Below are 26,229 nucleotides of genomic sequence, written 5' to 3'. Positions count from 1 at the left end.
GCGGCGCGAACGGGGTCAGCGCGGACCTCCCGCGCCGGCTCCGGGACCCGGGCCAGCCCCCGCACCGGCTCCAGCGCCAGCGCCCGCACCGGCTCCAGCGCCAGCACCGGCACCGGCACCGGCACCGGCCTGGCCGCCGCCGGATGTCGACGAGGACGGCAGCGGCGGATCGATCCGCGGCGCGGGCAGATCGCCACCACCGCGGCCGGAGGAGTCGGTGGAGCCGTCGTTCGAGCTCGTCTCGTCCTCCTCCGCGGCCGCCTCCTCCTCGTCATCGTCGACGACCACGACCTCACTGCGCTGTACCGTGCCCAGCGCGATGCCCGCGGCACTGAGCACGGCCCGGACCCGTTCACGAAGCTCGCGGGCCACATCCCACTGCTTGAGGGGCTGGGTCTTGATCGCGATCCGCAGGGTGTAGCCGTCGGCGGTCATGGTCTCCATGCCCCAGACCTCGGGCTCGTCGAGGATCAGCGCCGACCACTCGTCGTCCTGCCACAGCTCGTCCGCCGCCCGGCGCAGGAGGCGCTTGGCCTCGGTAACCTCGGTGTCGTAGTCGAGCGGAACGTCGAGAACCGTGCGGGCCCACTGCTGGCTCTTGTTCCCGACCCGGGTTATCTCGCCGTTACGGACATACCAGACCGTGCCCTCGACGTCCCGCAAACGCGTCATCCGCAGGCTCACCGCCTCGACGGTGCCCGAAATCGGGCCGACGTCGATCACGTCGCCGACGCCGTACTGGTCCTCCAGAAGCATGAACATGCCCGACAGGAAGTCGCGCACGAGGTTCTGCGCGCCGAAACCGACCGCGATCCCGAGCACACCGGCGCTGGCGACGATCGGCGCGAGATTGATCCCCAGCTCGCCGAGGATCGTCAGGAAAGCCAGCCCGAAGATAAAGATTGACGTCACGCTACGCAGCAGGGAACCGACGGTCGCGGCACGCTGGCGGCGGCGTTCGATCAGCACCGTCGGATCGCCGAATGCACCCAGCAGGGTGTTGGAGCGCAGCCCTCGCAACGGACCCGAACTGCGGCCGGACGCAGCTCGCCCGGTGGCCCGCCGGATGAATCTGTGCAGGAGCGATCGCACCATCAGCGCGATCATCAGAATGAGCAAAATCTTGATCGGAGTACCGAGAAACACCTCGGCACCAGACGCAAGATAGTCACTGTGAGTGACGTTGTAGACGGTCCGGCAGGTGATGCTGGCGTCGGTGCCGCAGGCCTCTCGCAACGCCTTGCCCACCCCCTCGATCGAGACGATCGGATCGTCCGTCGCGCCGGGTGACACCGAGGGAATCGGGGTCGGCGAGGCGGACCCGGCCGCCGTGGTGGGCGCGGGGGTCGGGGACAGGAACGCACCGAGCATCGGGATGACCGACTTGGCCGTCACGGGCGGACCCGGCCCCGCGACGACGCATGGCACCCGGGCCCACGGCGGCTTGACGCGAAGCACGCCGAACCGGAAACGCTAGATGGGCACACCGTTGGCCATCCTCCGTAGCTGGTTCTGTCGGTCAGATCTGGCGCATCGGCGCCGGCTCGGGACCCGCCCGGCGCCACCCACGACCTGGAGGGTCGGCGGAGGCCAGCGGACGGCCAGCCGTGGACGAACGCCCACGCTCCCGCGCTCGGCCACCGATGTCGACCTTGACAGTGTCGCCCATCGGCGACCTTCGACGGCCGGACACCCCCACCTCGACCACGAACAGACACAACGCTACCCGTGACCACGCAACGTAATTACGCGGTCACGACACATGACCTGATGGGCTTGTTATTGGTCACAAACCGGGCCGGATATGCACATCAGCGCTTAGGCCGGGCCGATGACCATGCAAACAGGCTCGCGTTCCGACGCAGAAGAAGGTTGACTGTCCATTGTCACCGGAGACGCTGGGTAGGACGGTCCGCGAGGGCCCTCGGGTGGGCAGGAGGTCGGCGCGTGGCAGAGGCGCTGGTTCTCAATGCCACGTACGAGCCTCTGTGCGTGGTGTCACAAAGAAGAGCACTGGTGCTGGTCCTGACCGACAAGGCCGTCATGGTCGAATCCGCCGGTCAGGTACTTCGTTCGACGACGAGCTCGGTCGAGGTGCCGATCGTGGTGCGGTTAGCGCGGTTCGTGCGCGTGCCATACCGTTCCCAGGTTCCGCTAACCCGCAAGGGCGTCCTGGCACGTGACCATCATCGGTGTGTGTATTGCAACGCCCCGGCAACGTCGCTGGACCACGTCATCCCCCGCTCTCGCGGCGGGCCGCACGTATGGGAGAACGTCGTGGCGGCCTGCGGCCGCTGCAACCATGTCAAAGCCGACCGAGCGGTTGCCGATCTCGGTTGGCGGCTTCGCACGGCACCTCGAGCGCCGAGCGGAGCCGCCTGGCGCATTCTGGGGTCCCGGCGGATGGATCCACGGTGGTCGCGCTACCTGAGCACCGTGTCCGACGTCCCGACGGACATCTCGGGGGCGGCCGCCAGCGCCTGATCGTGCTACACCGAGCCCGCGCTCGGGTGCCTGACACGCCGCCCGCACGGTCCCGCGCCATCGGCCCGGTGCCCGCGGGCTGACAGGCGCCCGGCGCGCGGCCGCGTCGGGCGGCACGCGTTCGCCTGGTGGTACGCGTACCTCCCCACGCGTCCGCCGGCAGGTTCCTGCCGGCGTGCGTCCATACTCGCCGGGGCGTGGTAGCGCGCCGCGGCACCGGGGCAGGTACACCGCGTGCGCGTACTCGTCACCGGCGCGACCGGCTACATCGGCGGCCGGCTGGCCCCCCGCCTGCTGGCGGGCGGTCACCACGTCCGCTGCCTGACCCGCGATCCGGCCCGGCTCGCGGACGTCCCCTGGGCACACCACCGCAACGCGGAGATCATCCGCGCGGACGCGCTGGATCCGGCCTCGCTTCGCCCGGCCCTGGCGGGCGTCGACGCCGCCTACTACCTGATCCACTCCATCGACAGCGGGGGTGACTTCTCCGCCGTCGACCGCGCGGCCGCCCACGCCTTCGCCGACGCCGCGCGGGCCGCCGGCGTGCACCGGCTGATCTACCTGGGCGGTCTGAGCCCCGCGACCCCGGCGGGGGCGGCGGAGGCGGGCAGCGGGGCGACGGCCAGCCAGCCAGTCGACGGGCCGAGCCGCGGAATCTCGGAGCATCTGGCGTCGCGCCAGGAGGTGGCCCGCATCCTGCTCGGCTCCGGCGTTCCGACCGTCGTCCTGCGGGCCGCGGTCATCATCGGCAGCGGCAGTGCGTCGTTCGAGATGCTGCGCCATCTCACCGAGCGACTGCCGATCATGGTGACCCCGCGCTGGGTGCGGACCCGCATCCAGCCCATCGCCGTCCGGGACGTCCTCTATTACCTGATCGGATGCCTGGACCTCCCGGCCACGGTCAACCGCTCGTTCGACATCGGCGGCCCGGACATCCTGACCTATGCGGGCATGATGCGGCGCTTCGCCGCCGTCGAGGGGCTGCGTGAACGAATCATCATCCAGGTTCCCGTGCTGTCACCCGGCCTGTCCTCACTCTGGGTGGGCCTGGTCACGCCGGTGCCCCGGGCGATCGCGCGCCCGCTGGTCCGCTCGCTGCGCACGGAGGTCGTCGCGAGTGAGCACGACATCGCCGACTGGGTGCCCGATCCACCCGACGGACTCGTCCCGTTCGACACCGCCGTGGCCTACGCGCTCGCGAAGGTGCGCGACCGGGCGGTCGAGACACGCTGGTCCACCGCCCGCTGGCCGGGCGCCCCGATCAGCACCCCCTTCCCGCAGGCCATAGCCGCGCTCGTCGGCGTCCCGGGGCCGCCCGGCGAGCCCGCCGTCACCGATCCGACCTGGGCCGGTGGCTCGCTCTACACCGACGAACGCACGCGCCCGGTCGCGGCATCGGCGGACCGCCTGTGGGCCGTCATCGAGGGCATCGGCGGCGAGAACGGCTGGTACAGCTGGCCGCTGGCCTGGTCCGCGCGGGGATGGGTGGACATCCTGGTCGGCGGGGTCGGGCACCGGCGCGGACGGCGAGATCCACGGCAGCTCAGAACCGGCGAGGCGATCGACTTGTGGCGGGTCGAGGAGATGGTTCCGGGCCGGCTGCTGCGGCTGCGCGCGGAGATGAAGCTGCCCGGTCAGGCCTGGCTCGAGCTTCGGGTCGAACCAGCCGACGGCGCGGACAGTGGCGGCGGCGGGGGTGGCGGCGGCACGGAACGCGGCGCTGGGGACGGTCAGCGTGGCGTCGTCTACCGGCAGCGGGCGTTGTTCCTGCCCCATGGGCTGCCCGGGCATCTCTACTGGAAGGCGGTCAGCCCCTTCCATGCCGTGGTCTTCGGTGGCATGTTGCGGACAATCGTGCACCGAGCCGAGGCCGACCAGGACGTCCCACTCCCGCAGCACGCGGCCGAGCACCATCGAGCGGTCCGGTAGGAGCTGCCGGCGCGCCGGTAGGCGCAGTCGGCACGGCAGCAGGCACGGTCAGCACGGTCGGCAGGGGAACCACGGTCGGCACGGCAGGCGCCGTGGGGCGGGCCGTCAGGCCTCGTCCGGGATCTCCATCTCGAACCAGACCCGCTTTCCGTCCGGTGTCGTCTCGACGCCCCAGGCCTGGGCGAGTGCCTCGACGAGCAGCAGGCCCCAGCCGTGCTCGGCGTCGATCTGGTCGGTCGACTCGTCACCGGGCCTCGGCAGCGCCGATCCCTCCCTGTCCTCGACGCTGATCCGCAGCCGCCCGGGTTCCAGGGTCGCCCGCAGCACAAGGTCACTGCGCGCATGCAGGACCGCGTTCGTGACGACCTCGCTGACCAGCAGGATCGCATCATCGAGGGAGCTGATCCCGGCGTCGTGCAGGGCCGCGCGCACGGAGGTCCGTGCCTGGCCCGCGGAGGCCGCCACCGCGGGCAGCGCGAGCTGGATCAGGGGTGGGCGCACCGACCTGGTCACCAGCACCAGCAGCGCGATGTCGTCATCCGTGCGGGCCGGCAGCTCCGCGGCGAGCAGGCAGCGCTCGAGCACCGTCCGCGCGGTCTCCTCAATGGGGCCGGGACCGTCCCACGTCACGGCGTCGGGGCCGGACCAGCTCCGGGCCGCGAAGGAGCCCGCACGGCGGCGGTCACCGGCGTTGCGTGACCTGCGGTAGCCACCGCGGCGGTCCCGGCCGGACCGGCGCTCGCGGATCCGCCGCTCAGGCAGCACAGCGGACGCAGATGCCGTGGCCGCCGGGCCACCGACCGCGGTGCCGTTGGCATCAGCACCGCTGGCTGCGACAACGCTTCCACCGGTACCGCCGGCACCGGTACCGCCGGCCACAGCGCCAGCGGCCACCGAGTCGCCGGCCACCGAATCGGCTGGCAGGACGTCCGCCTCGGTCCCGTTGTCGGCGGCCCCGTTGGACGAGGCCCCGTTGGACGAGGCCCCGTTGGACGAGGCCCCGTTGGACGAGGCCCCGTTGGACGAGGCAAGGTCGCGTGCGGCCCGTGGACGGGTGACCTGGTCGGCCAGGCCGGACCGCAGGTGTTCCAGGCCGTCGGCGAGTGAGCGCCGACGTGACTCGACGAGCCCGTCGGTGAACAGCACCAGGGCGGAGCCCGGGGGCAGCGTGATGGTCGTCTCGGAGAACGAGTCCGCCTCCCCCGTCCCGAGTGGCAGACCGGGTTCGAGGACGAGATAGTCCGGCTGCTCGTCGGGCAGCAGCAGCAACGGCGGCGGGTGGCCGGCGCTGGCGATCGTTGCACGGCCGGAGTACGGGTCGTACACGGCGTACATCGACGTGGCGAGCTGCAGCCCGGGCAGCGAGTCGACGACCCGGTCCAGACGCGCGAGCAGTTCGGCGGGGCCCCAGTCCTCCAGCGCGTAGGCCCGGAGCGCGGCCCGGAGCTGGCCCATCACCGCCGCCGCGTGCAGCCCGCGCCCCATCACGTCACCGATGGCGATGCCGGCGCGGCCACCGGGCAGCGGAATGACGTCGTAGAGATCGCCGCCGACCTCGGTCCCGGCAGTGCCTGGCCGGTACTCCATCGCGATCTCCATCCCGTCCAGGGCCGGCGGGTGGGCGGGGAGCAGGGAGCGCTGCAGGGTCAGCGCGGACTCCTCCACGTCACGGAAGAGCTGCGCGTTGTCGAGCGCCGCACCGCCGCGCCGCGCGAGCTCCTCGACGAGATGGATGTCGAGTGCCGAGAACGGCTCCATGCCCGCCCGGTCGACCGTGAGAGCGCCGAGCACCCGCCCGCGCGAGTGGATCGGCACGGTGATGGTGGGCCCGGACGGGAACTCCCAGAACCTGTCGTACGCCTCGCGGGCGAACAGCTTTCCGACGATCTTCTCGGTGTATTTCGGGACGTAGTACGACTGACCGGTCCGGACGACGGAACCCGGCGGGATCTCCTGGTCGACGGTGGCCGGGCGGATCTGGTACGCGGCCCGGACGAAGCCCGCGGCCTTCGGGTCCAGGAAGGACGACGCGGCGATCGGGACGGAGTTGCCCTCCCCCCGCAGCCAGACGATCGCCGCGCTCCCCAGCCGGGGCACCGCCAGCGCCGCCGTCATTTCGACGATCCGCTGCGGGTCGAGGGAGGTGCCCAGGACCATGCTCGCGTCGGCAAGGAAGGAGCACTGCGGCAGCGCCGCCTCCTCCGCGGACCGCGAACGGCGCCGCCACGCGCCGGACAGCTCCCGGACCACCGCGCGCCCGACCGAGGCTGTCGTTGCCGCCCAGCCACCATTGGCCGGATCGGAGCCGGCCCGATCGGAGCCGGGCCGATCGGCACAGGCGGGGTCCACGCAGGCCCGATCCATGCCAGCCGCGGCCATATCGGGCACGGCAGTGCCGGGACGTTTCGCCACCAGGCCACCTCCACCCCATGGAAGCAATCCATAACGGACTGTGACGTCATCCACTCGCGGAAGTGTAGGCCGGTAGTCGGATATCGCGCCCGACGAGCGGCTCGGCCACCACTTTCCGTAACCATGCCCCCCGTTTACTTCGCACCCGCGAAGAAGGTTTGATGCGGTCATGGATCCCGTTGTCACGGACCGTGCGGACGCTCCGACACCAACCGACGGCACCCCGACGAAGCCGACCGGCGGTGGCGGGCCGGGCTCCGGGCCGGCAACGGCTCCCTGGTGGCGCGACGCCGTGATGTACGAGGTCTACATCCGCAGCTTCGCCGACACCGACGGCGACGGAGTCGGCGATCTCGAAGGCATCCGGGGCCGGTTGCCGGACCTCGCGGACCTGGGCGTCGACGGGATCTGGATCAGCCCGTTCTACCGCTCCCCCATGGCCGACCACGGGTACGACGTCGCGGACCACACCGACGTCGACCCCCTGTTCGGCACGCTCGACGACCTCGACGCGCTGCTGCGTGACGCGCACACCTGCGGGTTGAAGGTCATCGTCGACGTGGTCCCCAACCACTCCAGCGAGCAGCATCCGGCGTTCCAGGCCGCGCTCGCCGCCGGGCCCGGCTCACCCGAGCGGGAGCTGTACCTGTTCCGGGACGGACGCGGGCCCGACGGCGCGCTGCCGCCGAACAACTGGATCTCGGTCTTCGGCGGCCCGGCCTGGAGCCGCGTTCCGGACGGCCAGTGGTACCTGCACCTGTTCGCCCGGGAGCAGCCCGACTGGAACTGGCGGCATCCGCAGGTGCGCGCGGAGCACCGGGAGATCCTCCGCTTCTGGCTCGACCGCGGCGTCGACGGCTTCCGTATCGACGTCTCGCACGGCCTGGTCAAGGACGACGCGCTGCGCGACCACCCCACCCTCGCTGCTCACCCCACCGCCGGCCACGCCGACGGCCACGCCGACGGCCACGCCGGCGACCACGAAGGCCACGGAGAAGGCGACGGAGGAGCCGACGGAGGAGCCGACGGAGGAGCCGACGGCGAGGCCACCGGAGCGGCTGGTGCGGCTGGTGCGGTCCCCACCCCGGAGACGGGTTTCCGGGAGCTGTTCGAGCCCTACTCCTGGGATCAGGACGGCGTCCACGAGATCTACCGCGAATGGCGGGCGATCCTGGACGACTACGACCGTCGCGACGGGCGGGACAGGGTTCTCGTCGGCGAGACCTGGGTCGCCGACCCCGAACGGCTCGCCCGGTACGTCCGCCCGGACGAGCTGCACCTGACCTTCACGTTCTCGCTGCTGTACGCGCCGTTCTCGGCACCGGCGTGGCGCAGCGCCATCGACGCCGCCCGGGCCGCCACGTCCGCGGTCGGCGCGGTGCCCACCTGGGTGCTGGCGAACCACGACGTCGTCCGGCCGGTCAGCCGGTACGGCGGCGGCGCGACTGGCCTGCGCCGGGCCCGGGCGGCCCTTCTGGCCATGCTTGCGCTGCCCGGGACGGCCTATCTCTACCAGGGCGACGAGCTCGGGCTGCCGCAGGTCGACGTACCGCCCGACCGGCGCCGTGACCCGGTGTGGGAACGCTCCGGGCACGCCTCACCGGGGCGGGACGGGACCCGGATTCCGATGCCGTGGTCCGGCCAGTCACCTCCGTACGGCTTCACCGACGACGAGGTCGAGCCGTGGCTCCCGCAGCCACCGGACTGGGGTGCGCTGACCGCCGCCGCCCAGTCCGAGGACCCGCTGTCCACCCGGGTGCTCGTGCACGGCGCGCTGGCGTTGCGCCGGGCCCTGCCGTTCCTCGGCAGCTCGGCTGGCCCGGACGAGGCCCAGCCCGGGTTCCGCTGGCTCGCCGACCTGCCCGTCGACTGCCTCGCCTTCGACCGCACGGCACCACCGGCCCGCACGGCACCACCGGCCCGCACGGCACCATCCGGCGACACAGCACCATCCGACGACATTCCCCCGCCTGCCGCCGGTGCGCCCACGCTCGGTTCCGCGCTGACCTGCGTCATGTCGACCGACGAGGAGGTGCGCCTCGCGCTGGCCGGGCGTCTGGTCCTGGCGAGCAGTCCCGTCAGCTACGACGGCGCGACGCTCGTTCTCCCACCCGCCACCACCGTCTGGGTCGTCCCCCGTTCGGGTTGACTCGGCCGAGAGAGAACAGATCCGTATCTGCGGCACCGATCGACCGGTTCACCTGCAGATGAGGGATGCCTGTCGCCCTTCTATGCCATGAAGGCCAAAACCGGACGGCGCCGCGGCGGAGCCGCCGCCTTCTGGTGGCGCAGAATGGATGGGTGAACCAACCGTCACCCGTACGACCACGAGCAGACTTCTACGAAGCCGTCGGCGGCGAGGCGACGTTCCGGGCGCTGGTGGCACGGTTCTACGAGGGTGTGGCGAGCGACCCTGTCCTGCGCCCGCTCTACCCGGACGAGGAGCTTGCCGAGGCCGAGGAGCGGCTGCGGATGTTCCTCATCCAGTACTGGGGTGGGCCGTCGACGTACAGCGAGCTGCGGGGGCATCCGCGGCTGCGGATGCGGCACGTGCCGTTCGCGATCGGCCCGGCGGAGCGGGATGCCTGGATCCGGCACATGAAGGCGGCCGTCGACAGCCTCGACCTCGCTGCGGACCTGCACAAGGAACTCTGGGACTACCTGCTGATGGCCGCGAACTCCCTGCAGAACCGCCCCGGCTGACCCGCCGCCGGCCTGGCTGCCGACCCGCGGCCAGGCCCCACCGTGCCTGGATGCCGCGCCTGCCTGGATGTCCGTCTGGTCGAGATGTTCGTCTGACCGGGATGCCTGCTGCCGCTGAGGCCGGTTGGCGTGACCGGCCTCAGCAGGCGGAAGGTGCCAGCGGGCGGCGGGCGCCGCCCGCGGCGGTCAGTCTCGGGTGAGCTTGCGGTAGGTGACCCGGTGCGGACGTGCCGCCTCGGGGCCGAGGCGCTCGACCTTGTTGGTCTCGTAGTCGGCGAAGTTGCCTTCGTACCAGAACCAGCGGGCCGGGTCGGTCTCGGTGCCCTCCCAGGCCAGGATGTGCGTCGCGACGCGGTCGAGGAACCACCGGTCGTGGGAGACGACCACCGCGCAGCCCGGGAACTCCAGCAGCGCGTCCTCCAGGGAGCGCAGGGTCTCCACGTCGAGGTCGTTGGTGGGCTCGTCGAGGAGCAGCAGGTTGCCGCCCCGCTTGAGGGTCAGCGCCAGGTTCAGCCGGTTGCGCTCACCACCGGACAGCACGCCGACCGGCTTCTGCTGGTCAGGACCCTTGAAGCCGAAGGACGACACATACGCCCGGCTGGGGATGTCGGTCTTGCCGACGACGATGTGGTCCAGCCCGTCGGAGACGACCTGCCAGACGTTCTTCTTCGGGTCGAGCCCGGCACGGCCCTGGTCGACATAGGCGATGTCGACGGTCTCGCCGACCTGCAGCTCGCCACTGTCCGGCGTCGCCTCACCGGAGATCATGGTGAACAGCGTGGTCTTGCCGACACCGTTCGGGCCGATCACGCCGACGATGCCACCGCGGGGCAGGGTGAACGACAGGTCACCGATGAGGATCCGGTCGCCGAAGCCCTTGGACAGCTTCCTTGCCTCGATCACCAGGCTGCCCAGGCGCGGGCCCGGCGGGATCTGGATCTCCTCGAAGTCGCGCGGACGCGCCTTGTCCGCCTCGGCGGCCATCTCCTCGTAGCGGGACAGCCGCGACTTGCTCTTGGCCATGCGCGCCTTCGGGTTCGAGCGGACCCACTCGAGCTCCTGGGCGAGCATCCGCCGCCGCTTGGCGTCCTTCTGGCCCTCGACCTTGAGACGGGCAGCCTTGTTCTCCAGGTAGGTGGAGTAGTTGCCCTCGTACGGGTGGGCGCGGCCGCGGTCGAGCTCGAGAATCCAGCCGGCGACGTTGTCGAGGAAGTACCGGTCGTGTGTGACCGCCAGCACCGCCCCCGCGTAGCGCGCCAGGTGCTGCTCGAGCCAGGCGACGCTCTCAGCGTCCAGGTGGTTGGTCGGCTCGTCGAGCAGCAGCAGGTCGGGCGCCTCCAGCAGAAGCCGGCACAGCGCGACCCGGCGGCGCTCACCACCGGACAGCGGAGCGACGTCGGCATCACCTGGCGGCAGGCGCAGCGCGTCCATCGCCTGGTCGATCTGGCTGTCGAGCTCCCAGGCGTTCGCCGCCTCGATCTTGTCGATCAGGACGGCCTGCTCGGCCAGGAGTGTGTCGAAGTCCGCGTCGGGCGCGGCCATCTTCTCGTTGATCGCCTCGTAGCTTGCGAGCACCTCGCGGATCTCGCGGACACCGTCCTCGACGTTGCCGCGGACGTCCTTGCTCTCGTCGAGCACGGGCTCCTGGGCCAGCATCCCGACGGTGTAGCCGGGGCTGAGGACCGCGTCGCCGTTGCTCGGATGGTCGAGGCCGGCCATGATCTTCAGCAGCGACGACTTCCCCGCGCCGTTCGGACCGACGACACCGATCTTCGCGCCGGGCAGGAACGCCAGGGTGACGTCGTCGAGGATCACCTTGTCGCCGTGGGCCTTGCGGGCCTTGCGCATCTGGAAGACGTACTGCGCCATGTGCCAACCCTAGGGCATGGTGCCCGGATACCTCACGGCGGTGATCCGAGGGATGACCAGCGGACACATCCACCCGTGTTCACCCCACTCCCAGCCGGGTACTAACCGGAGTCGGACGACCACCATCAGGCACCATCGGACATCAGGCCACCATCGGGCACGGGGGTCGCTGGGAGGCGGCATGCGCGCGGATGACCAGCGGGTCGGGCTCGCGGCGGAGGCGTTCAGCTTCGGCTATCCGATGGTCTGCGCGGTTCGGCAGATCATCCGGGCCGCGGATGAGGGCATCGGGCCGATCAGACCGGTCGGTTTCAACGCGTTCGCCCACGAGACCGACCCGCCGGGGCCGCTCTCGCCGTTTCTGAACGTGAACCCCGACGTCCTGTTCTCGATGGCCCAGGTGGATCTCGGCCCGGGCCCGGTGGTGCTGCGGGTCCCGCCGGCGCCGGACCGATATCACGTCCTCGCGTTCTACGACCCCTGGCTGAACGTGTTCGCCTATCTGGGCACCCGCACCGGCACCAACACCGGGGACGGCGACGGGCGGGGCCACGAGGTCCTGCTGGTCCCACCAGGCGGCGACGCCGATTTGGATGCTGCGGGTACGGGCTCGGGCAGCCGGCTTGTGATCGAAGCTCCCGCGCGGGTGTTCAGCATCGTCGCCAGGTTCGCCTTCCGGGGCCCGCGGGACCTGCCCGCTGTCCGCGCGCTTCAGGACCAGCTCACCCTGAGCCCGCTCGACCCGGGCGCACGCCGACCGGAGGGGCCACCGGATCGGTCCAAGCAGGTCTGCGACGACCTGCGGTTCTGGGAGGAGCTGCGCACCTGGATGCGCGCCTTCCCACTGCCGCCGATGGAACGCGAATACGCCCGCAGGTTCGAGGCGCTGGGCCTGCTCGCCGACCCGTCCCCCTACATAGATCCCGATCCGACGCTCGCCTGGTCGCTGCGCACCGGTCTGCGCACCGGTCGGGACGAGCTGGAGCGACTGGCGGACGCCGGCCGGCGGACCAACCTGGGATGGTCCAGCACCCTGCACGAGGCCGACTACAACCTCGACCGGTTCGGCCCCGGCGTCCTCGACGACCGCGCCTGGGAGATTCCGGACCGGGCGCAGGCCCGCATCGCCCGGGCGCTGGCCGCCCGGCGCCCGCTGGGCATCGTCCACGCCTACGAGGAGACCGCCGCGCACTGTGCGGTGGACCTGGAAGGCCACCACCTCACCGGCGCGCACGACTACCGGCTACGCCTGCGGCCGCCGCCCGTGGACTCCTTCTGGACCCTCACCATGTACGACGAGCCCGACGGCTACCTCGTCGACAACCCGCTGGACCGCTACTCGATCAGCAGTCTGGACGATCTCGTCCACGAGCCGGACGGGTCCATTCCCGTGGTGATCCAGAGCGAGCCCCCCGGCCGGAAGCACTGTCACGGTCGTCCTCCGGGCCGTCGGGACCACCAGGACCTTCGGCCTCGGCGCTGAGACCGGCATCGACGCCCCGATCGACGTCCGCGGCGGCTGCGGGGACGGCGAACTGGCTGCCGGCGGCCAGCGGCGACTTCCGCCTCGTCCTGCGCATGTACTGCCCGGGCGAGGAGGTCCTGCGCGGCGCCTACTCACCACCGGCGATCCACCGGCTCGACTGACCACGCCACCCTGCCGGGGGCACCACACACGGCTGCCGGGCGGTGCGGCGCCCCGAGGATGGTGCGTCGCTCTGGGGAGCTGGGGAGCATGCGTTGCCCCCGGGGGGTGCGTCCCGACCGGTCAGGGCAGCGTTATGCGTACCGGCAGCGTGCTACCGGTTCCGACCTCGTCGATCTGGGCGCTAGGCGCGAGCACGGCGATGTCCGCGCCCTGCTCGACCAGGACGGGGAGCACCTGGCGGTCGACGGTCCGCGCTCGGCCTCCCGACGCCGGTGTCGCCAGCAGGGACACGGTGATGGACGCCCCGGCGCCGGGCACCGTGCTGATCCGCGGTCTGCCGAGGGGGCTGCCGGCCTCGCGCCCGGTGGGGGATCCGCGGGTGCGCGCACCGTCGTAGCTGACCGCGTCGGTGACGTCGTCGGCGTCGAGCCCGTCCGCGTCGACGGTGAGCCGCGCGGCGGACTGCCCGGTGACGGGCACCGGGTAGGACAGCCTGGTTCCGCCGGCTTCGAACACCAGCTGCGCCGCCCGGCTTCCGGCGGGAGCCGCGCCGACGCTCACCTCGACGTCGACGGTGCGGCCCGTCGCGAGGGTGAGCGCGTCGACCCGGGACCGTGTCGGCGACTGGGGCGAACGGTTGTAGCCGGCCGGCATCCGTAGCAGGTAGGGGGTTCGGTCGGGGTGATCGGCCACGACCTTCAGGTCCGCGACCCCACGCGAGACGGCGAACAGCAGGTCACCGTCGCCGTCCGCCCCGTCGAGATCCGGGCCGTTCGCGGTGACAGCACTGGGATGGCCCAGGTAGGCCGGGGTGGCCGAGACCAGCACCAGGGACCGGTCGGGCAGCGAGCGCAGCATGCCGGCGAGCTCCCGGTCGTGCCGGGTCATCGTCGCGTTCGCGTCGACCGCGCCGACCAGGATGAAGGTCGTGAGGCCGACGACGCCCGCGGTTCCCACCCCGGTGAGGCCACGTGCGACCCGGCGCCGGGACCAGGTGGCCAGGTCGACGACTCCGCGGGCACCGAGATGCACCAGCCCGATCATGACCGGCATCAGGTAGAAGGGCCCGACGTACCGGATCCCGCCCCACAGCTCCGCCGCGTTCCAGGCCCCCCAGAAGCCGAGGTAGCCGACCAGGAAAAGCAGCGACCCGAGGCCCAGCAGGTAACCGGGTGCGTCCAGCCGGCGGCGGGCCACCGAGACGATCGCGGCGACTGCCAGGAGGACGCCGCCGCAGGCCCAGCCCCCGAGCAGCCACAGATGATCACCCACGGACGCCAGCCCGTCGCCGAGCCCGAAGTTGTGCCCGCCATCCGACGGGTACAGCCGGCGCCAGCCGAACCCGAGCTTGTCATCGGGTTCCAACAGCGCGAACGGCAGCCTGAACGGGCTTCCCGTGGCGGCGGCGTTGAAGGCCAGCAGGAGCCCGGTCGGCAGGGCCAGCCCCGCCGCCGCCCAGCGCAGCGCCCACCCGAGCCGGGCGTCCCGGCGAACCTTCACCACCGCCCAGATCACCACCGGGGCGAGCACCAGCACCACGTCATAGGGACGCACCGCCACGGCCACCCCGGCGGCGAGCCCCGCGCCGGCGAGTGCCACCCCGCCGACCCGCCGACCCCTGCCGCGCAGGCCCCGCAGCAGGCCGAGCAGGGTCAGTTCCAACAGGACCAGCACCGGCAGGTAGCTCAGCACCAGCGCGCTCTGCACGATCATCAGCGGGGAGAACGCCAACAGGGTCGCCGCGAGCGCCGCGACCCTTCGATCACCCGACAGCTCGGCGCCGAACAGGTACGTGACGACCACCGCGGCCGCCGCGACCAGCGCCAGCACCGGGGAGATGCTGCCCGTCAGAAGCAGGCCGAGCGCGAAGAGCCCGGGGACGAACGGCGTGTACTTGAGGACGTAGTGACCGTCGGACACGGCGGCCAGCCAGGGCGCGTAGGAGGCCGCCGGGTCGGGCGCCGCGGGGAACAGATGACCACCGGCCATCGCCCGGGCCTGGGTGAAGTAAATGACCTCGTCGTTGTTGATCGACAGGTAGGGAAACAGGTTGTGCCGGAGCACGACCGCGGCAGTCGCACTGAGCACCGCGAGCACGGCCACGTATCGACCTGGCGCGCTGATCTCACGGGCCCGCCGCCACAGCCGGTCGAACGACAGCCCGGCCGCCCCGGTGGGAGCCGGCGGCAGCCCCGGGCTGCCCGTCTCCTGCCGGGGGACCGCGGCGCCCGGCTGCCCGGACGGTTCGTCCAGCGCCGGGCCCGCTCCGCCACGGGGTTCGTTCGCCCTGCTCACCCTCGGCACGGTACCGAGCGGAACATGCCCCGATGCCGCAGGTGGGCCCATCGGTAACAGCATGTCGGTGGCCTCACACAACCCGCGACCACACCGCCGCCCCCGCACGCGGGGCGGCGTTCCCACGGACATCACCGCGGATCGGGCCACGATCAGCCCCCCGCCGCGCCCCCCTGCCCCAGCAGGCGGTGCTCCCCCACGACATCGGCAAGCCCGAAACCCGCCGCCCCCAACCGGCCGGTCACGCCGCGGGAAGGCGCGGATGACCTCCGGCTGGACCCCCGGTGCCCGGCGGTCAGCCGCCCCTCGATCGGGGGCTGCGGCGAGGAGACCACCCGCTCGCCCTGGGCCGTCGGCGGGGCCGTGCCGTCGGTGCTCTCGGGCCCCGTGCCGCCCCGAACCGCCTGGTCGGCCCCGATCACCTGCTCCAGGTGGACCTGGCCGGCCTGGCCCTGCTCGGCCGCGAAGCCGTGCCCTGCCGGCTGCCCCGGCGGATCCGCCAGGGCCGCGGAGATCGTCTGGGCGGCCCCGCCACCCGCCATGCCGCCGGAACCGGGCGCGCCGCCAGCCTCGCCGGCCTGGACGGCATCGACCGCGCCGGGATCTCCGGCCTCCTCAGCGTCGAACGCCGCGTCATCGTGACCGAACGGATCCCCCTGGGCCGCCCCGGGATCAGCCAGCGGGTCGGGGTAGCCCGACGAGGCGGCGAGCGAATCCGCCGGCCCGGCTGACGAGCGTGCCACCCTGCGCACCTCGACAGGCCGCCACGTCAGCTCCGCCGCGACCGCTTCGGCGTCGACCTCGTAGCTGACCCGGCGGTCACCGTCCTGCGTCTCGTAGTTGTTCTGGCGCAGGCGGCCGACGACGAGCACCCGGTCGCCTCGGGAGAGGCTGGCCGCCACGTTCTCGGCGAGCTGGCGCCAGCAGGACACCCGCAGGTAGAGCGTGTTCCCGTCGACGAAACGCTGCTCGGCACGGTCATAGCGACGCGGCGTGGACGCCACGCGGAAGCCGCAGACGGAGACCCCGCTCGCGGTGATCCGCAGGACCGGGTTCTCGACCAGATTGCCGATCATCGTGATCTCGGTGTCAGGCATGGAGCACTCCTCGGAGAGCATCTCGGGGGCAGGGAGACGACTCGGTGACCACCGGCCAGCCAATCCGCCGCCCGTGCGCCGCACGTGAGGCGGATGGAGACTGGTCCGCAGCCACGCCACGACTCTGCGCCACCGACTCCGAGTTGGGAACAACTTCTTCGCTCACTGTGGATAACTGCGCGCTGTCCACAGGACGACGACCCGGCTGGTCTCAGCCGCGTCCGTCCACGATGCTCGAACCTGTCGCCACCCGCCGCACCACACGACGCGCCGACCCGGAACGCGGCCGCGGCTGAGGCCGAGCTCCATGAGCACTCAGCACGCGCGGACGCGGGAACATCGAGCGTGCGCGCCAAAGTTGCTCCCAGACGGGCTGACGCTCCGCAGCAGAACCCCGCGCCTACACAGAATGGGACGGTATGTCGACACAAGCGGCAAGCTCCGACGTGAACGCGGCGGCGAGCGGAACCTTCCAGCTCGGCGGCGACCTGCCGGTCAACCGGCTCGGCTTCGGCGCGATGCGGATCACCGGCCCAGGAGTCTGGGGCCCGCCCGCCGACCACGACGAGGCCATCGCCGTGCTGCGGCGCTCCGTGGAGCTCGGCGTGAACTTCATCGACACGGCCGACTCGTACGGGCCGGAGATCAGCGAGGACCTGATCACCGAAGCCCTGTACCCCTACCCCGCCGATCTCGTCATCGCGACGAAAGGCGGCTTCACCCGGCAGGGCCCGAACAAGTGGACCGCGGTCGGGCGCGCCGAGTACCTCCGCCAGCAGGTCGAGATGTCGCTGCGCCGGCTCAAGCTCGAGCGGATCGACCTGTACCAGCTCCACCGCATCGACCCCAAGACCCCTGTCGAGGAGTCACTCGGTGAGCTGCGTGCCCTCCAGCAGGAGGGGAAGATCCGCCACATCGGTCTCTCCGAGGTCAGCGTCGCCGAGCTGGAGCACAGCCGGACCCTCGCCGACATCGTCAGCGTTCAGAACCGCTACAACCTCGCCGACCGCGCCTCCGAGGACGTCCTCGACTACGCCACCCGCGAGAACATCGGCTTCATCCCCTGGTTCCCGATCGCGACCGGCACCCTCGCGCGCCCGGGCGGAATCCTCGACGAGGCCTCGAAGCGCCACGGCAGCAAGCCCTCCCAGCTCGCACTGGCCTGGCTGCTGCGCCGCTCCCCCGTGATGCTGCCCATCCCCGGCACTTCCTCGGTGGCCCACCTGGAGGAGAACGTCGCCGCGGCCGGCGTCACCCTCACCGACGACGAGTACGAGGACCTCGCCAAAGCGGCCGGCTGACAGTCAGCCAGACCCTCGCCTCGGCGACCCGCGGCCGGTGGGTGGATGCGGATCGGGCATCCACCCACGGGCCGCCCGCGCAACCCCCGGCGCATGCGGCACTATGTGGGACGGTGGCCTCACCCTGCGCCGACACGGCCACCACCCACGACCAGACCGGGGGCCGATTGCGACATCAGATGACGTGAGGTGGACACTGTCCATCCCACCTGGGATCCGTCCGCGGACCCCACAATGGAGCAGCGCGCCCGTAGCTCAGCGGATAGAGCGAGTGCCTTCTAAGCACCAGGTCGCAGGTTCGATCCCTGCCGGGCGCACCAGCCAAAACGCCCCCGCCGATCTTGCTGGCGGAGGCGATTTGTAGCAACGGGTGTAGCAACGGCCCTCAGCCCCGCGGCTCGGTCAGGTGCCCGTCGAGCTTGCCCAGCGCGCGGCGCTTCTCCCCCATCGATGCGTGCGCGTAGATCGTCATCGTGACTTCGATCGCCGAGTGGCCCGCGATGTCGCGGACGATGTGCGGCGGCACGCCGAGGTCCAAGAGCAGCGTGACGCAGGTGTGCCGCAGCCCGTGGAACACGACCCCGTCGAGCCCGGCCGCGCGCCGGAGCGGCATCCAGAACCGGCGCAGGTTGTCCGGCTCGATCGCCGTTCCGATCTTCGTGGTGAAGACGTGGTCGGTCGTCACCCAGCGTTCGCCGGCCGCTTCCCGTTCCGCCTGCTGGAGCTTGCGATGCTCGGTCAGCGCGTCGGCCACCAGGCCCAGCAGCGGCAGCGTGCGCTCCGAGTCCTCCGTCTTCGGCGGGAGCAGCCGCAGCTCCCCGCCGACCCGCTGGAGCGTGTGCCGGATCGTCAGCGTCTCCCGGTCGGTGTCGATATCCGACCACTGGAGCCCGAGCAACTCCCCGCGGCGCATCCCGAGGAACAGCGCCAGGACGAGCAGGGCGTACAACCGATCGCCGGCCGCTTCGTCCAGGAGCCGGTGAGCCTGCTCCACGGTCAGGCCCCGATCGACGCCGTAGCGCGGAGTCGAGACCTGCACCAGCTTCGCCACGTTCCGCCGGATCAGTTCTTCCCGGACGGCCGCCTGGAGAGCGTTGCGGAGCACGGCATGAACGACCTGAACCTGACGCTTCGACGGACGACGGTTGCAGCACTGGCCGACCGCACAGCAGCGCCGTTCCTCTTCCGGCCGCGCCTTGTCCCTGCCCATCTCGCAGCATCGGCAGGTGGTTTCCGTCCGCCGGATGAACTGCCGGACGTCCGCGCCGCTCAGCCTGTTCAGCCGCTTCTTTCCAAGACCCGGGATGAGATACAGACGGACCGCTTTCTCATAGGTGACATAGGTGTTCGGCTGACGGTTCGGCTTCACCGTCTGCTCAAGCCAGACCGTCAGGAAGCGTTCGACGGTCCACCCGGTGGCGTCCGCCGGAATGCCCTGATCCGAGTTGGCCTGAAGCTCCGTCAGCTTGCCTCGGACGATCTCTTCCGACTTGCCGTAGACCGGCCGCCGCTTGGTCGTCCCGTCGGGCATGAGGACGTAGGCCGCGCCGACCCACAGGCCGTCTCCGCGCTGGTAGATCGAGCCCTGGCCGTTGGCGCGCTTCCTGCGCTCCTTGCGCCGGCCGTTCGACGAGCCGGGGGTGTTGCTGGGCATGGCTGGCTTCTCCTTGCCGGAAGAACGGGACAGGTTCACTCCGGCCGCGGGCGACGTCGCCCGGTTCCGGTGGGGTTCCGTTCTCTGGCGTTGGAATGGTCTGCCGGGGCGCCGGCCGCGTCCAGGGCGCTTCGCGTGGCTACGCCATCGGCCTACGGCCGGCCCTGGACACGTCCGACACCCCGACAGCTTGAAACGCCACCAGAGAACGGAAGAAAATGTGGTGAAGGGCAGGCAGGACTGCCGTTACGGACGGGTGATGCTTGCCGCCGCCGGGTCCGCCGAGGGCTCTCCGCGCGCGGGGACCATTGCCGGAAGTCCGGGCACCTGGCGGAACACGAGTACCGCGTTCACGTCGCCGAAGTGCTCGGTGAAGAAGGCGTCCGCGGGCAGTGTCGCGAGGATCGCCACCAGGTCGCCGACGTCCGCGCCGGGACGGATGGTCAGCTCGTGGTCACCGGCGCCGGTCACGCGGGAGGCGACGAGCGGAGAGTCTCCGCCGGGGGTGCGCCACGCGCCGAAGTTGCCAGACGAGAAGATGCTCATAGGGCTTCGCTCCTGTTACAGGCAGGGGTGAGGTCTCAGGCCCCGGTTGGTGTTCCAGCACCCGCCGGGGCCGCCTTGCCGAAACTCCGGGCGATCCGGAGGTCCGCGCGCCGAGTGGCCGGTCGGATGGGCCGTCACGCCGCTTCCCCTTCGCTGCGCAGCCGGTCGACGTAGGCGAGAACCGCGGCGCGGGGAACGCGGCGGGAACGGCCGATGCGGACGGATTCGAGCCGGTGGCCGCGGATCAGGTCGTACACGGTGCTCCGGCCGACGCCGAGCAGTTCGCCGGCTTCGTCGACCGTCAGCAGAAGCTTGCTGGTCACGACTTCGCCTCCCACGGGTCAGGGCGGAAAGATCAGGCAGCGCGAACCGGAGCCGCGGGCGGGCCGGTTGCCGGAAGCTCGCCGGCCAGGGCACGGCGGGCCGCGTCGAGCTGTGCGCGCCAGGCGTGACGTTGCGCGACCGCCTGGAGAAGCAGGTGTTCGCGGCGCGGTGCGGCCGGGTCACCGGGCCGGAGCAGCACCCACGCCGTTCGAGCCGGGTCCGGGCCTGGACCCGAGGCCACCGAGGCAGCCGAGCCAGCCGGGCCGGTGGCGGTCTGGCCGAGGGCTTCAAGCTGTTCGCGGACCCAGGCCACCCGATCCTGCTTGTGGTCGGTCAGCGTCTTGCCGGACCACTTCCGGCTGACCAGGACCCGCCGGCCGCCGAACCCGAGCGTCTCCCGCCGGTGTGCCTTGCCCCTGCACCGCCCAGGCGCGAGGCCCGGTTTCGGGTTCTTCGGCTGAACGCCGAAGCGGAGCCAGTTCGCGCAGGTCGGTGAGCACGGTTCGTAGCGCGCGCCGCCGCCAGCCGGTCGACGTGCCGACGTTGCGCGTCGGACGTGGCCGCGTGGCAGGCGTCGAGGCTCTTCGTCAGGTACTTGGTCAGATAGCCGATCATCCGGCCGGTGTTCGCCGAGTTCGCCGTGACGCCGTCCGCGCGCAGTTGCGGGCCGAAGCGGACGACGTGGGACGGTTCGTCCTCGTCCCCGATGGCGTCGAGTGCCTCATCCCAGGTGGGCAGCGGATGGGCCGAGTCCGGGTCGAGGTAGGCCCCGGCATCGCCGTCCCAGATCGGCAGATGGTCGTCTCCATAGATGGGCCGGTCGACCGCAGGCCACCAGACCTGGTGATACGTAGCCGCCGCGACCTGGCGGAGCAGCAGCCGCGGGACCGTGCCACGAATCGCCGCGTGCAGATGCGGAGCGAGCCGCCGTTGCGGTTCGAGCGCGGCGAAGTACTGGACATCCCAGCCCACGGCACGGCGGAGGTTCTGCCAGAAGCGGTCGATCAGCTTCGGGAAGTGGATCGCGTCGCGGGCCGCCCGCCGGTAGTCGTACGAGGCCGGATCGACCGGAGTCCCGTCGGAGTTCACCCTGCCGTAGGTGTCGCAGGTCAGGGTCAGGAACATCGACGGCCGCCAGGTCGTACCGTCCGCCGCTTCGTACGTCCGGCCGACCGTCCGCTTCTCCACCGGGAGCCGAGGCAGGTCGGGAGCGTCCTGCCGTCGGCGGGTCGACCGGGCACGGCGAGCCCGCTCCCGGTTGTCCGGAGCAGCCTTGCCGCGGACGCCCAGGGCGTTGAGTTCCTCGTCCACCTGGCCGATAAGCGCGTCGATCTCAGCGACGCCGGCCGGGTCACTGTCCCGTTCGGCCTCCCGCCGGACGATCTCCAGATCCGCCCGGAAACCGGCAAGGATCTTCGCTTCGTCCGTCGGCGGGTCCGGGTCGGGAAGCGGTTCGTCGTCGAGATGCCAGCCCGCCTTGCACTGCGCCATCCGCAGCCGACGCGCCTTCTCCGCGCACGGCGGGCACTTGCTGGCCAGGGTCGCGCCGCAGGGCACGGGGATGATCTCGGTTTCGCCGGTGTCGAGGTTCGTCCGCCGCATTGCCATCGGCCGGACGCACACCCCGTTCTCCACAGCGACGGCTTCGACGACCTCACGGGCGAGCGGCATCCGCATCCGGGCCGCCCGGGAACCCGGGCGATCGTCACGATCGTCACGGCCGGTCGGTTCGGGCGAGCCTGCCGGGTCGGGGCCGGGAACAGGAGTGGTCACGCGGGAGGGTCCTCCGTGACGTCGGGGTCCTGGTGTCTGCCTGTCGGAGCGGACGACGGTTCGGTGAAGCAGGTGCAGCGGAAGCGACTGGACCTGCCGCCGTCACTTGCCCGGCATCGGCGCCGCCGGTGGGCAATCCACAGATGTCCGCAGGTCGCGCACACCGGCAGCGCCGGAATCGGTGCGATCGGGTCCGGAGCGCCGACCGGACCAGCCGATCTCATGCCGCCGGGTCGAGGCGATCGCCGTCCGGCCATGACCCGGAGTCCCAGTCGACGAGGTCAGCGGGCAGGTCGGGCACCCAGCTGCCCGGAACGGGCCGGTAGCTGTCGACGGTCCGGGCGATCTCGCCGTCGTCGACGTGGGCGGCCCGGACGCGGACCGGATCGGGATCACCGTCGTGCAGGACGTAGCCGACCCCGGGCAGCGACAGCGGGATCTCGTCCGCCCGCGCCCCACGGTCCCGAGCGCCGGAGCCGAGCACGAGATCGGCCTGTTCCGGTTCGGTCATCCGCAGCGCGACCCGGACCGGGAACAGGTCCCGGAACGGCAGCACTTCCTTTCGCGGGTCCTGCACCGCCGCCAGGACCACGACGCCGGGCGCACGGCCCTGCGACAGCAGCAGCGGCAGCGCCGCCCCGATCCGCTTCTTCACCTCCCGGTCGGTGACGTACGCCGTCAACGAGGCGATCTCATCGACGACCACGACGATCAGCGGCTCGCCGACCGTCGGGGCGTGCAGCCGGGTGTTGCCCGCGAGCCGAGCCGTTCGGTCCTGCATCACGGTCACCGCGTCGTCGAGGAGATCCGCGATCGTGTCGGACGTGGTGGCGAACCGGGTGAACATCTCCCGCCCGAAGGCGAGTTCCATCCCGCCCTTCGGGTCGCACACCCACAGCTCCACCAGCCCCGCCCGGACAGCCGGGCCGAGACCGCGGATAACCGACCACAGCACCGAGCCCTTGCCGGCACCGGTCGCCCCGGCGACGAGCACGTGAGTTCCCCGGACCGGCAGCGTCCAGGATCGGCCGTCCTCACACCGCCCGACGGGCACCGCGGACAGCCCGGCCACGAGATGAGCCGCACCCACGCCACCGCGGACGACGCCATGGGGATCGATGCCAGCAGGGTCAGAGCTGGCACCGTCAGCGGAGTTGTCGAGGTTGGGCGGAGCGACCGGCCGGGTCAGCGTGTCGCGGTGGTGGAAAGAGACGCGGATGAACCGGGACGTCTCCGCCTGCACCTGGCAGCGCCGAGCGCGGAACACGTGCCGCAGCGCCTCAGCCTGCTCCGCCCACTGCTCCGGAGTCTGGCCCGGCAGCAGCTCCACCCGCAGCACGTCCACCGACCGCGACGAACGGATCTTCCGAATCCGCGGGAAGTACTCATCGAAGTTCACCTGATCACCGGTCGACGTCGGCATGCGGATCGCCAGGTCGGTATGGACCATTGCCGGCTTCCACCGCCACCGGTAGACGAACGTCAGCCGCCCACGGCCCCACAGCCACCAGGCCACCGGCCCGAACGACCGCGGATGCACCTGCCACCATGCGACCGCCACCAGGACCAGCGCCGCGACGAGCGCGACCAGGCCGACGAGCCCGACCCGGTGCACGACCAGGAACAAGCCGACCACAGACGTAACGCCGACGCGATGGCGCCAGCAGCCCCGCAACGCCAGCCACAGCACCTTGCCGACCACTGCCAACAGCAGCATCCACACCGGCACGCGCACCTTGTCAGCCCGCGAAGGAACCCGCGGGAAACGCTGGTCACCGTTGATTCTGGACATGGAAATACCACCTGTTTTCGAGCGCACGAAATACAGACCGATGGGTTTGAACAAAGAAAAGGGGAGTCGAAGAACAGGAAAACTAGGCTGCGCGCGACCCGGTCACATCGTCAGGCACCACGGCGTCCGCGGCTTCCTGGGATTCGAACTGGTACTTCTCGTAAGCGATCAGGTAGTCGTTGACCGCCGCGAGCAGCTTGTACGCGAAGTCAACGTGCCGGGTGTCCGGTTCCCGCTCCAGCGCCGAGACGCTCAGGCTCACCCGGCCCGCGTCCACGACCAGGATCGGCGCGCGGCCGGGGTAGGTGTGGCAGAGCACCGACCAGTCCGCGCCGACGTGCAGGCCGAGCATCGTGTACGACTGCTTTGTCTCGCCGTTCACGCCGCCGCCCCCGTCCGCCGCATCGGGCCGATCGGCCGCAGGCTCACCGCACGCAGGGCGTATCCCTGCTTGGGGAACTTCCCGTTGGTGTCCACCCACGGCGTGATCGTCAGCCCCTCAAACAGCACCGGCCGGAACGGCGTACCCGGCATCGCTTCCGGCAGGACCGGCTGTACCGCAGCGGCAACCTTCACCTTCAGCTCTGCCTGCCGCGCCGTCGGGTCGGGGTCCAGCACCCGCACCACCCAGACCCGCTCACCGGTGTTCGGGTCGCGTTCCTGCGGGTCGGGAGCGTTCGCCTTCACCTTCTCGTAGTCGTTCGCCGCCTCCACCCCAAGGACGAACGCCCCCGCGGGGAACACGTCTTCGAAACGCACCGGAATGCGCCGCGGTACCGCCATGGTTCGTCTACCTCCGTAGGGTCAGCCCCGCCGCCGGTACTCCGGCCACTGTCGGGCAACACCTACTCTGAACCGCTCACGAACCGATAGCCAAGCGCTTTCGTATCTATGTATACGGACTGCGGATGGAAATTATCCGGTGACCGTCTGGAATACACGCCCACAGCAACGATATCTTTGCCTCGTGACAAACACACGGGGGATTCCCCCGTACACGGCTCGAGGCAAGGTCGAGGGTGAGGACTGGCAGGCAGTCGCCGACGCCCTCAACGCAAGGATGAACCAGAAGCGGATGGGACAGCAAGCACTCGCCACCGCATCTGGTGTGTCCGTCGCGACGCTTCGCCAGCTCCAGCGCGGAGCCCACGGCCGCCGGGTCCAGGACGCCACGCTCACCGCCATCGCCCGCGCCCTGGACTGGCCGGACGACCACCTGACCCGCGTGCTCGTCCACGGCTCACAGCCCACAGAGACAGCGCCAGCCCGACCCACCAACCGGCGAGAGCCCGGAGTGGGCACCGACCGACAGATTCTCGCCGTCCTGCTGCGGATCGAACAGCGTCTCGCCGACCTCTCGGAGCGCATCGCACCCGTCGGAGCGACCCAGGACGACCGCGCCCGAGGCAACGACGACGGGCCGACCCCGGCGGAGTAGTTCCCGCCCGAGCCGGCCCGTCGAGGTCCGGAACGTCTCTGTGTCGATCAGCCGGGCGCCCTGGCCCTGACCGTGGGTACTCCGATCGCGTCGAGCACGGTCCGGCGGACCGCTTCGAAGGCTTCCGCCTGCCCAGCCCGGAAGGCCGCCCGCTCCCCACGGGTCATCCACCGCGAGCCGGGCAGGGTCGGGCCCAGGGCGAGCGCCATCCGCACCGCCGCGCCCCCGCACCCCCGCCGCGACGGGCCCGGATCGTCGACCCCGACCGCCGCCGCACGGTCGCCGTCCGGCAGCCGGTAGACGAGCACCACGTCGACATCGCCGAACGATTCGGAGAACTTCAGCCCGCCCGGCATCCGGGACACCGCCCGCATGAGGTCCGCCGAGTCCGAGCCCGGCTGGACGACGACCGCCCACTCGTCCAGACCCCACGGCATCATCACGGCCGCCGGCAGCGACTCATCCGCGGCGCCCGAAATGCCGACGTCCACGGGGACCGGGGGAAGGAACGGGCCCGACCTAGCCGACGAGGTCACGACCACCGCCGACGGACCGCGAAGCGCGTTGTCAGGTCGTCGAACCTCGTCCAGTCGAGGGCCGGTGGCCGCAGGTCGTGGACGAAGAACCGGAGCGGCGTCACCTGGTAGTCGTGCCAGCCGTTCTCGATGGCGAACAGGTCCGCCGTGGTCGGTTCGTTGAAGGTGATGACCGTGTCCCGCACCAGGCGATCCCCGCCGGCTTCGAAGCGGACCACGCCGAACAGCAGCGGATGCGGGCCACCCCCACTTCCCTTGTCGAACATAACGATCCGTCCTCCCCTGGTCGGTGGTGTGCGACGAAGCGCCGAAGCCGGCTTGCGACGGGTGTCCGTCGCGAAGCGGAACCGGCGCCCGCCCACCGTCCAACCGGACAGCCGGTCACGTAAGGCCGCCAGGCGTATACACCGAGACTTCCGATCTATACG

Annotated in this window: 20 protein-coding genes, 1 tRNA gene and 1 pseudogene; 8 read left to right on the top strand and 14 right to left on the bottom strand. The window is 71.2% G+C overall.

Features of this window, described 5'->3' with window-relative positions; all coding sequences use genetic code 11:
- Positions 1 to 15 precede the first annotated feature (15 nt).
- Positions 16 to 1,371 (bottom strand): mechanosensitive ion channel family protein, encoded by a 1,356-nt coding sequence (locus FREUN1FDRAFT_RS17440; protein ID WP_050795905.1) that lies wholly within the window; start codon positions 1,369 to 1,371, stop codon positions 16 to 18.
- A gap of 576 nt (positions 1,372 to 1,947) precedes the next feature.
- Here FREUN1FDRAFT_RS17440 and FREUN1FDRAFT_RS17435 point away from each other — a divergent pair.
- Both FREUN1FDRAFT_RS17435 and FREUN1FDRAFT_RS17430 read left to right on the top strand, forming a co-directional pair.
- Positions 1,948 to 2,484 (top strand): HNH endonuclease, encoded by a 537-nt coding sequence (locus FREUN1FDRAFT_RS17435; RefSeq protein ID WP_006541435.1) that lies wholly within the window; start codon positions 1,948 to 1,950, stop codon positions 2,482 to 2,484.
- A 234-nt stretch (positions 2,485 to 2,718) separates the two neighbouring features.
- The gene (locus FREUN1FDRAFT_RS17430; RefSeq protein WP_006541434.1) at positions 2,719 to 4,413 is read left to right on the top strand and encodes an SDR family oxidoreductase; all 1,695 of its coding nucleotides are present in this window, start codon (positions 2,719 to 2,721) and stop codon (positions 4,411 to 4,413) included.
- A gap of 105 nt (positions 4,414 to 4,518) precedes the next feature.
- Here the strand turns inward: FREUN1FDRAFT_RS17430 and FREUN1FDRAFT_RS17425 are convergent, their stop codons facing one another.
- A complete protein-coding gene (locus tag FREUN1FDRAFT_RS17425; protein WP_006541433.1) occupies positions 4,519 to 6,825 on the bottom strand; it encodes a SpoIIE family protein phosphatase in 2,307 nt (768 codons plus the stop codon).
- 169 nt (positions 6,826 to 6,994) lie between these two features.
- On the opposite strand from FREUN1FDRAFT_RS17425, the gene FREUN1FDRAFT_RS17420 reads away from it, so the two are divergent.
- Both FREUN1FDRAFT_RS17420 and FREUN1FDRAFT_RS17415 read left to right on the top strand, forming a co-directional pair.
- Positions 6,995 to 8,974, top strand: a complete 1,980-nt coding sequence (locus FREUN1FDRAFT_RS17420; RefSeq protein ID WP_006541432.1) for a glycoside hydrolase family 13 protein — start codon at positions 6,995 to 6,997, stop codon at positions 8,972 to 8,974.
- Positions 8,975 to 9,108: 134 nt separating this feature from the next.
- Entirely contained in the window at positions 9,109 to 9,528 is a 420-nt protein-coding gene (locus tag FREUN1FDRAFT_RS17415) for a globin (RefSeq protein ID WP_006541431.1), read from the top strand.
- A gap of 186 nt (positions 9,529 to 9,714) precedes the next feature.
- On the opposite strand, the gene ettA is transcribed toward FREUN1FDRAFT_RS17415, so the two are convergent.
- On the bottom strand, positions 9,715 to 11,397 hold the full coding sequence (ettA, locus tag FREUN1FDRAFT_RS17410) for an energy-dependent translational throttle protein EttA (RefSeq protein ID WP_006541430.1): 1,683 nt from the start codon (positions 11,395 to 11,397) through the stop codon (positions 9,715 to 9,717).
- Positions 11,398 to 11,578: 181 nt separating this feature from the next.
- Between ettA and FREUN1FDRAFT_RS17405 the strand changes: the two genes are divergently transcribed.
- The gene (locus tag FREUN1FDRAFT_RS17405; protein ID WP_006541429.1) at positions 11,579 to 12,880 is read left to right on the top strand and encodes a DUF1254 domain-containing protein; all 1,302 of its coding nucleotides are present in this window, start codon (positions 11,579 to 11,581) and stop codon (positions 12,878 to 12,880) included.
- A gap of 285 nt (positions 12,881 to 13,165) precedes the next feature.
- On the opposite strand, the gene FREUN1FDRAFT_RS17400 is transcribed toward FREUN1FDRAFT_RS17405, so the two are convergent.
- Complete coding sequence (locus tag FREUN1FDRAFT_RS17400) at positions 13,166 to 15,340, bottom strand: glycosyltransferase family 39 protein (RefSeq protein WP_369809802.1); 2,175 nt, start codon at positions 15,338 to 15,340, stop codon at positions 13,166 to 13,168.
- 152 nt (positions 15,341 to 15,492) lie between these two features.
- On the bottom strand, positions 15,493 to 16,437 hold the full coding sequence (gene ssb, locus FREUN1FDRAFT_RS17395; protein WP_006541427.1) for a single-stranded DNA-binding protein: 945 nt from the start codon (positions 16,435 to 16,437) through the stop codon (positions 15,493 to 15,495).
- A gap of 419 nt (positions 16,438 to 16,856) precedes the next feature.
- Here ssb and FREUN1FDRAFT_RS17390 point away from each other — a divergent pair, with 419 nt between their 5' ends.
- Positions 16,857 to 17,738 (top strand): aldo/keto reductase, encoded by an 882-nt coding sequence (locus FREUN1FDRAFT_RS17390; protein WP_006541426.1) that lies wholly within the window; start codon positions 16,857 to 16,859, stop codon positions 17,736 to 17,738.
- A 244-nt stretch (positions 17,739 to 17,982) separates the two neighbouring features.
- Positions 17,983 to 18,058 (top strand) — tRNA-Arg (locus FREUN1FDRAFT_RS17385).
- Positions 18,059 to 18,123: 65 nt separating this feature from the next.
- Here the strand turns inward: FREUN1FDRAFT_RS17385 and FREUN1FDRAFT_RS17380 are convergent.
- The 7 genes and pseudogenes from FREUN1FDRAFT_RS17380 to FREUN1FDRAFT_RS17350 all read right to left on the bottom strand — a co-directional run bounded on the left by FREUN1FDRAFT_RS17380 (position 18,124) and on the right by FREUN1FDRAFT_RS17350 (position 24,610).
- The gene (locus FREUN1FDRAFT_RS17380) at positions 18,124 to 19,392 is read right to left on the bottom strand and encodes a site-specific integrase (protein ID WP_006541425.1); all 1,269 of its coding nucleotides are present in this window, start codon (positions 19,390 to 19,392) and stop codon (positions 18,124 to 18,126) included.
- Positions 19,393 to 19,638: 246 nt separating this feature from the next.
- Positions 19,639 to 19,938: a hypothetical protein gene (locus FREUN1FDRAFT_RS17375; protein WP_006541424.1), complete on the bottom strand. Its 300-nt coding sequence runs from the start codon at positions 19,936 to 19,938 to the stop codon at positions 19,639 to 19,641.
- A gap of 134 nt (positions 19,939 to 20,072) precedes the next feature.
- Positions 20,073 to 20,261, bottom strand: coding sequence for a helix-turn-helix domain-containing protein (locus tag FREUN1FDRAFT_RS17370; protein ID WP_006541423.1), 189 nt, complete (start codon positions 20,259 to 20,261; stop codon positions 20,073 to 20,075).
- 32 nt (positions 20,262 to 20,293) lie between these two features.
- A pseudogene (locus FREUN1FDRAFT_RS17365) lies at positions 20,294 to 21,864 on the bottom strand (replication initiator).
- A 391-nt stretch (positions 21,865 to 22,255) separates the two neighbouring features.
- Positions 22,256 to 23,827: an FtsK/SpoIIIE domain-containing protein gene (locus FREUN1FDRAFT_RS17360; protein ID WP_006541421.1), complete on the bottom strand. Its 1,572-nt coding sequence runs from the start codon at positions 23,825 to 23,827 to the stop codon at positions 22,256 to 22,258.
- A gap of 82 nt (positions 23,828 to 23,909) precedes the next feature.
- On the bottom strand, positions 23,910 to 24,209 hold the full coding sequence (locus FREUN1FDRAFT_RS17355; RefSeq protein ID WP_006541420.1) for a hypothetical protein: 300 nt from the start codon (positions 24,207 to 24,209) through the stop codon (positions 23,910 to 23,912).
- On the bottom strand, positions 24,206 to 24,610 hold the full coding sequence (locus tag FREUN1FDRAFT_RS17350; RefSeq protein WP_006541419.1) for a hypothetical protein: 405 nt from the start codon (positions 24,608 to 24,610) through the stop codon (positions 24,206 to 24,208). Before FREUN1FDRAFT_RS17350 ends, FREUN1FDRAFT_RS17355 begins: the two co-directional genes overlap by 4 nt.
- Positions 24,611 to 24,794: 184 nt before the next feature.
- On the opposite strand from FREUN1FDRAFT_RS17350, the gene FREUN1FDRAFT_RS17345 reads away from it, so the two are divergent.
- On the top strand, positions 24,795 to 25,265 hold the full coding sequence (locus FREUN1FDRAFT_RS17345) for a helix-turn-helix transcriptional regulator (RefSeq protein ID WP_050795902.1): 471 nt from the start codon (positions 24,795 to 24,797) through the stop codon (positions 25,263 to 25,265).
- Positions 25,266 to 25,312: 47 nt separating this feature from the next.
- On the opposite strand, the gene FREUN1FDRAFT_RS17340 is transcribed toward FREUN1FDRAFT_RS17345, so the two are convergent.
- Entirely contained in the window at positions 25,313 to 25,756 is a 444-nt protein-coding gene (locus tag FREUN1FDRAFT_RS17340; RefSeq protein ID WP_232295237.1) for a hypothetical protein, read from the bottom strand.
- Between the two features lie 41 nt (positions 25,757 to 25,797).
- Entirely contained in the window at positions 25,798 to 26,067 is a 270-nt protein-coding gene (locus FREUN1FDRAFT_RS17335) for a hypothetical protein (RefSeq protein ID WP_006541416.1), read from the bottom strand.
- Between the last annotated feature and the right edge of the window lie 162 nt (positions 26,068 to 26,229).

It is taken from the genome of Parafrankia sp. EUN1f, from assembly GCF_000177675.1.
Lineage (GTDB): Bacteria > Actinomycetota > Actinomycetes > Frankiales > Frankiaceae > Parafrankia.
Note: the sequence above shows the minus strand (reverse complement) of the source record. Positions and strands in the feature narration are given on the sequence as shown.

What these genes read in the sequence shown, in the direction of transcription:
- FREUN1FDRAFT_RS17440 (WP_050795905.1), bottom strand. Translation starts at nt 1,371, where the DNA reads ATGCTCGGTGCGTTCCTGTCCCCGACCCCCGCGCCCACCACGGCGGCC.
- FREUN1FDRAFT_RS17420 (WP_006541432.1), top strand. Translation starts at nt 6,995, where the DNA reads ATGGATCCCGTTGTCACGGACCGTGCGGACGCTCCGACACCAACCGAC.
- ettA (WP_006541430.1), bottom strand. Translation starts at nt 11,397, where the DNA reads ATGGCGCAGTACGTCTTCCAGATGCGCAAGGCCCGCAAGGCCCACGGC.
- FREUN1FDRAFT_RS17405 (WP_006541429.1), top strand. Translation starts at nt 11,579, where the DNA reads ATGCGCGCGGATGACCAGCGGGTCGGGCTCGCGGCGGAGGCGTTCAGC.
- ssb (WP_006541427.1), bottom strand. Translation starts at nt 16,437, where the DNA reads ATGCCTGACACCGAGATCACGATGATCGGCAATCTGGTCGAGAACCCG.
- FREUN1FDRAFT_RS17390 (WP_006541426.1), top strand. Translation starts at nt 16,857, where the DNA reads ATGTCGACACAAGCGGCAAGCTCCGACGTGAACGCGGCGGCGAGCGGA.
- FREUN1FDRAFT_RS17380 (WP_006541425.1), bottom strand. Translation starts at nt 19,392, where the DNA reads ATGCCCAGCAACACCCCCGGCTCGTCGAACGGCCGGCGCAAGGAGCGC.
- FREUN1FDRAFT_RS17375 (WP_006541424.1), bottom strand. Translation starts at nt 19,938, where the DNA reads ATGAGCATCTTCTCGTCTGGCAACTTCGGCGCGTGGCGCACCCCCGGC.
- FREUN1FDRAFT_RS17360 (WP_006541421.1), bottom strand. Translation starts at nt 23,827, where the DNA reads ATGTCCAGAATCAACGGTGACCAGCGTTTCCCGCGGGTTCCTTCGCGG.
- FREUN1FDRAFT_RS17350 (WP_006541419.1), bottom strand. Translation starts at nt 24,610, where the DNA reads ATGGCGGTACCGCGGCGCATTCCGGTGCGTTTCGAAGACGTGTTCCCC.
- FREUN1FDRAFT_RS17335 (WP_006541416.1), bottom strand. Translation starts at nt 26,067, where the DNA reads ATGTTCGACAAGGGAAGTGGGGGTGGCCCGCATCCGCTGCTGTTCGGC.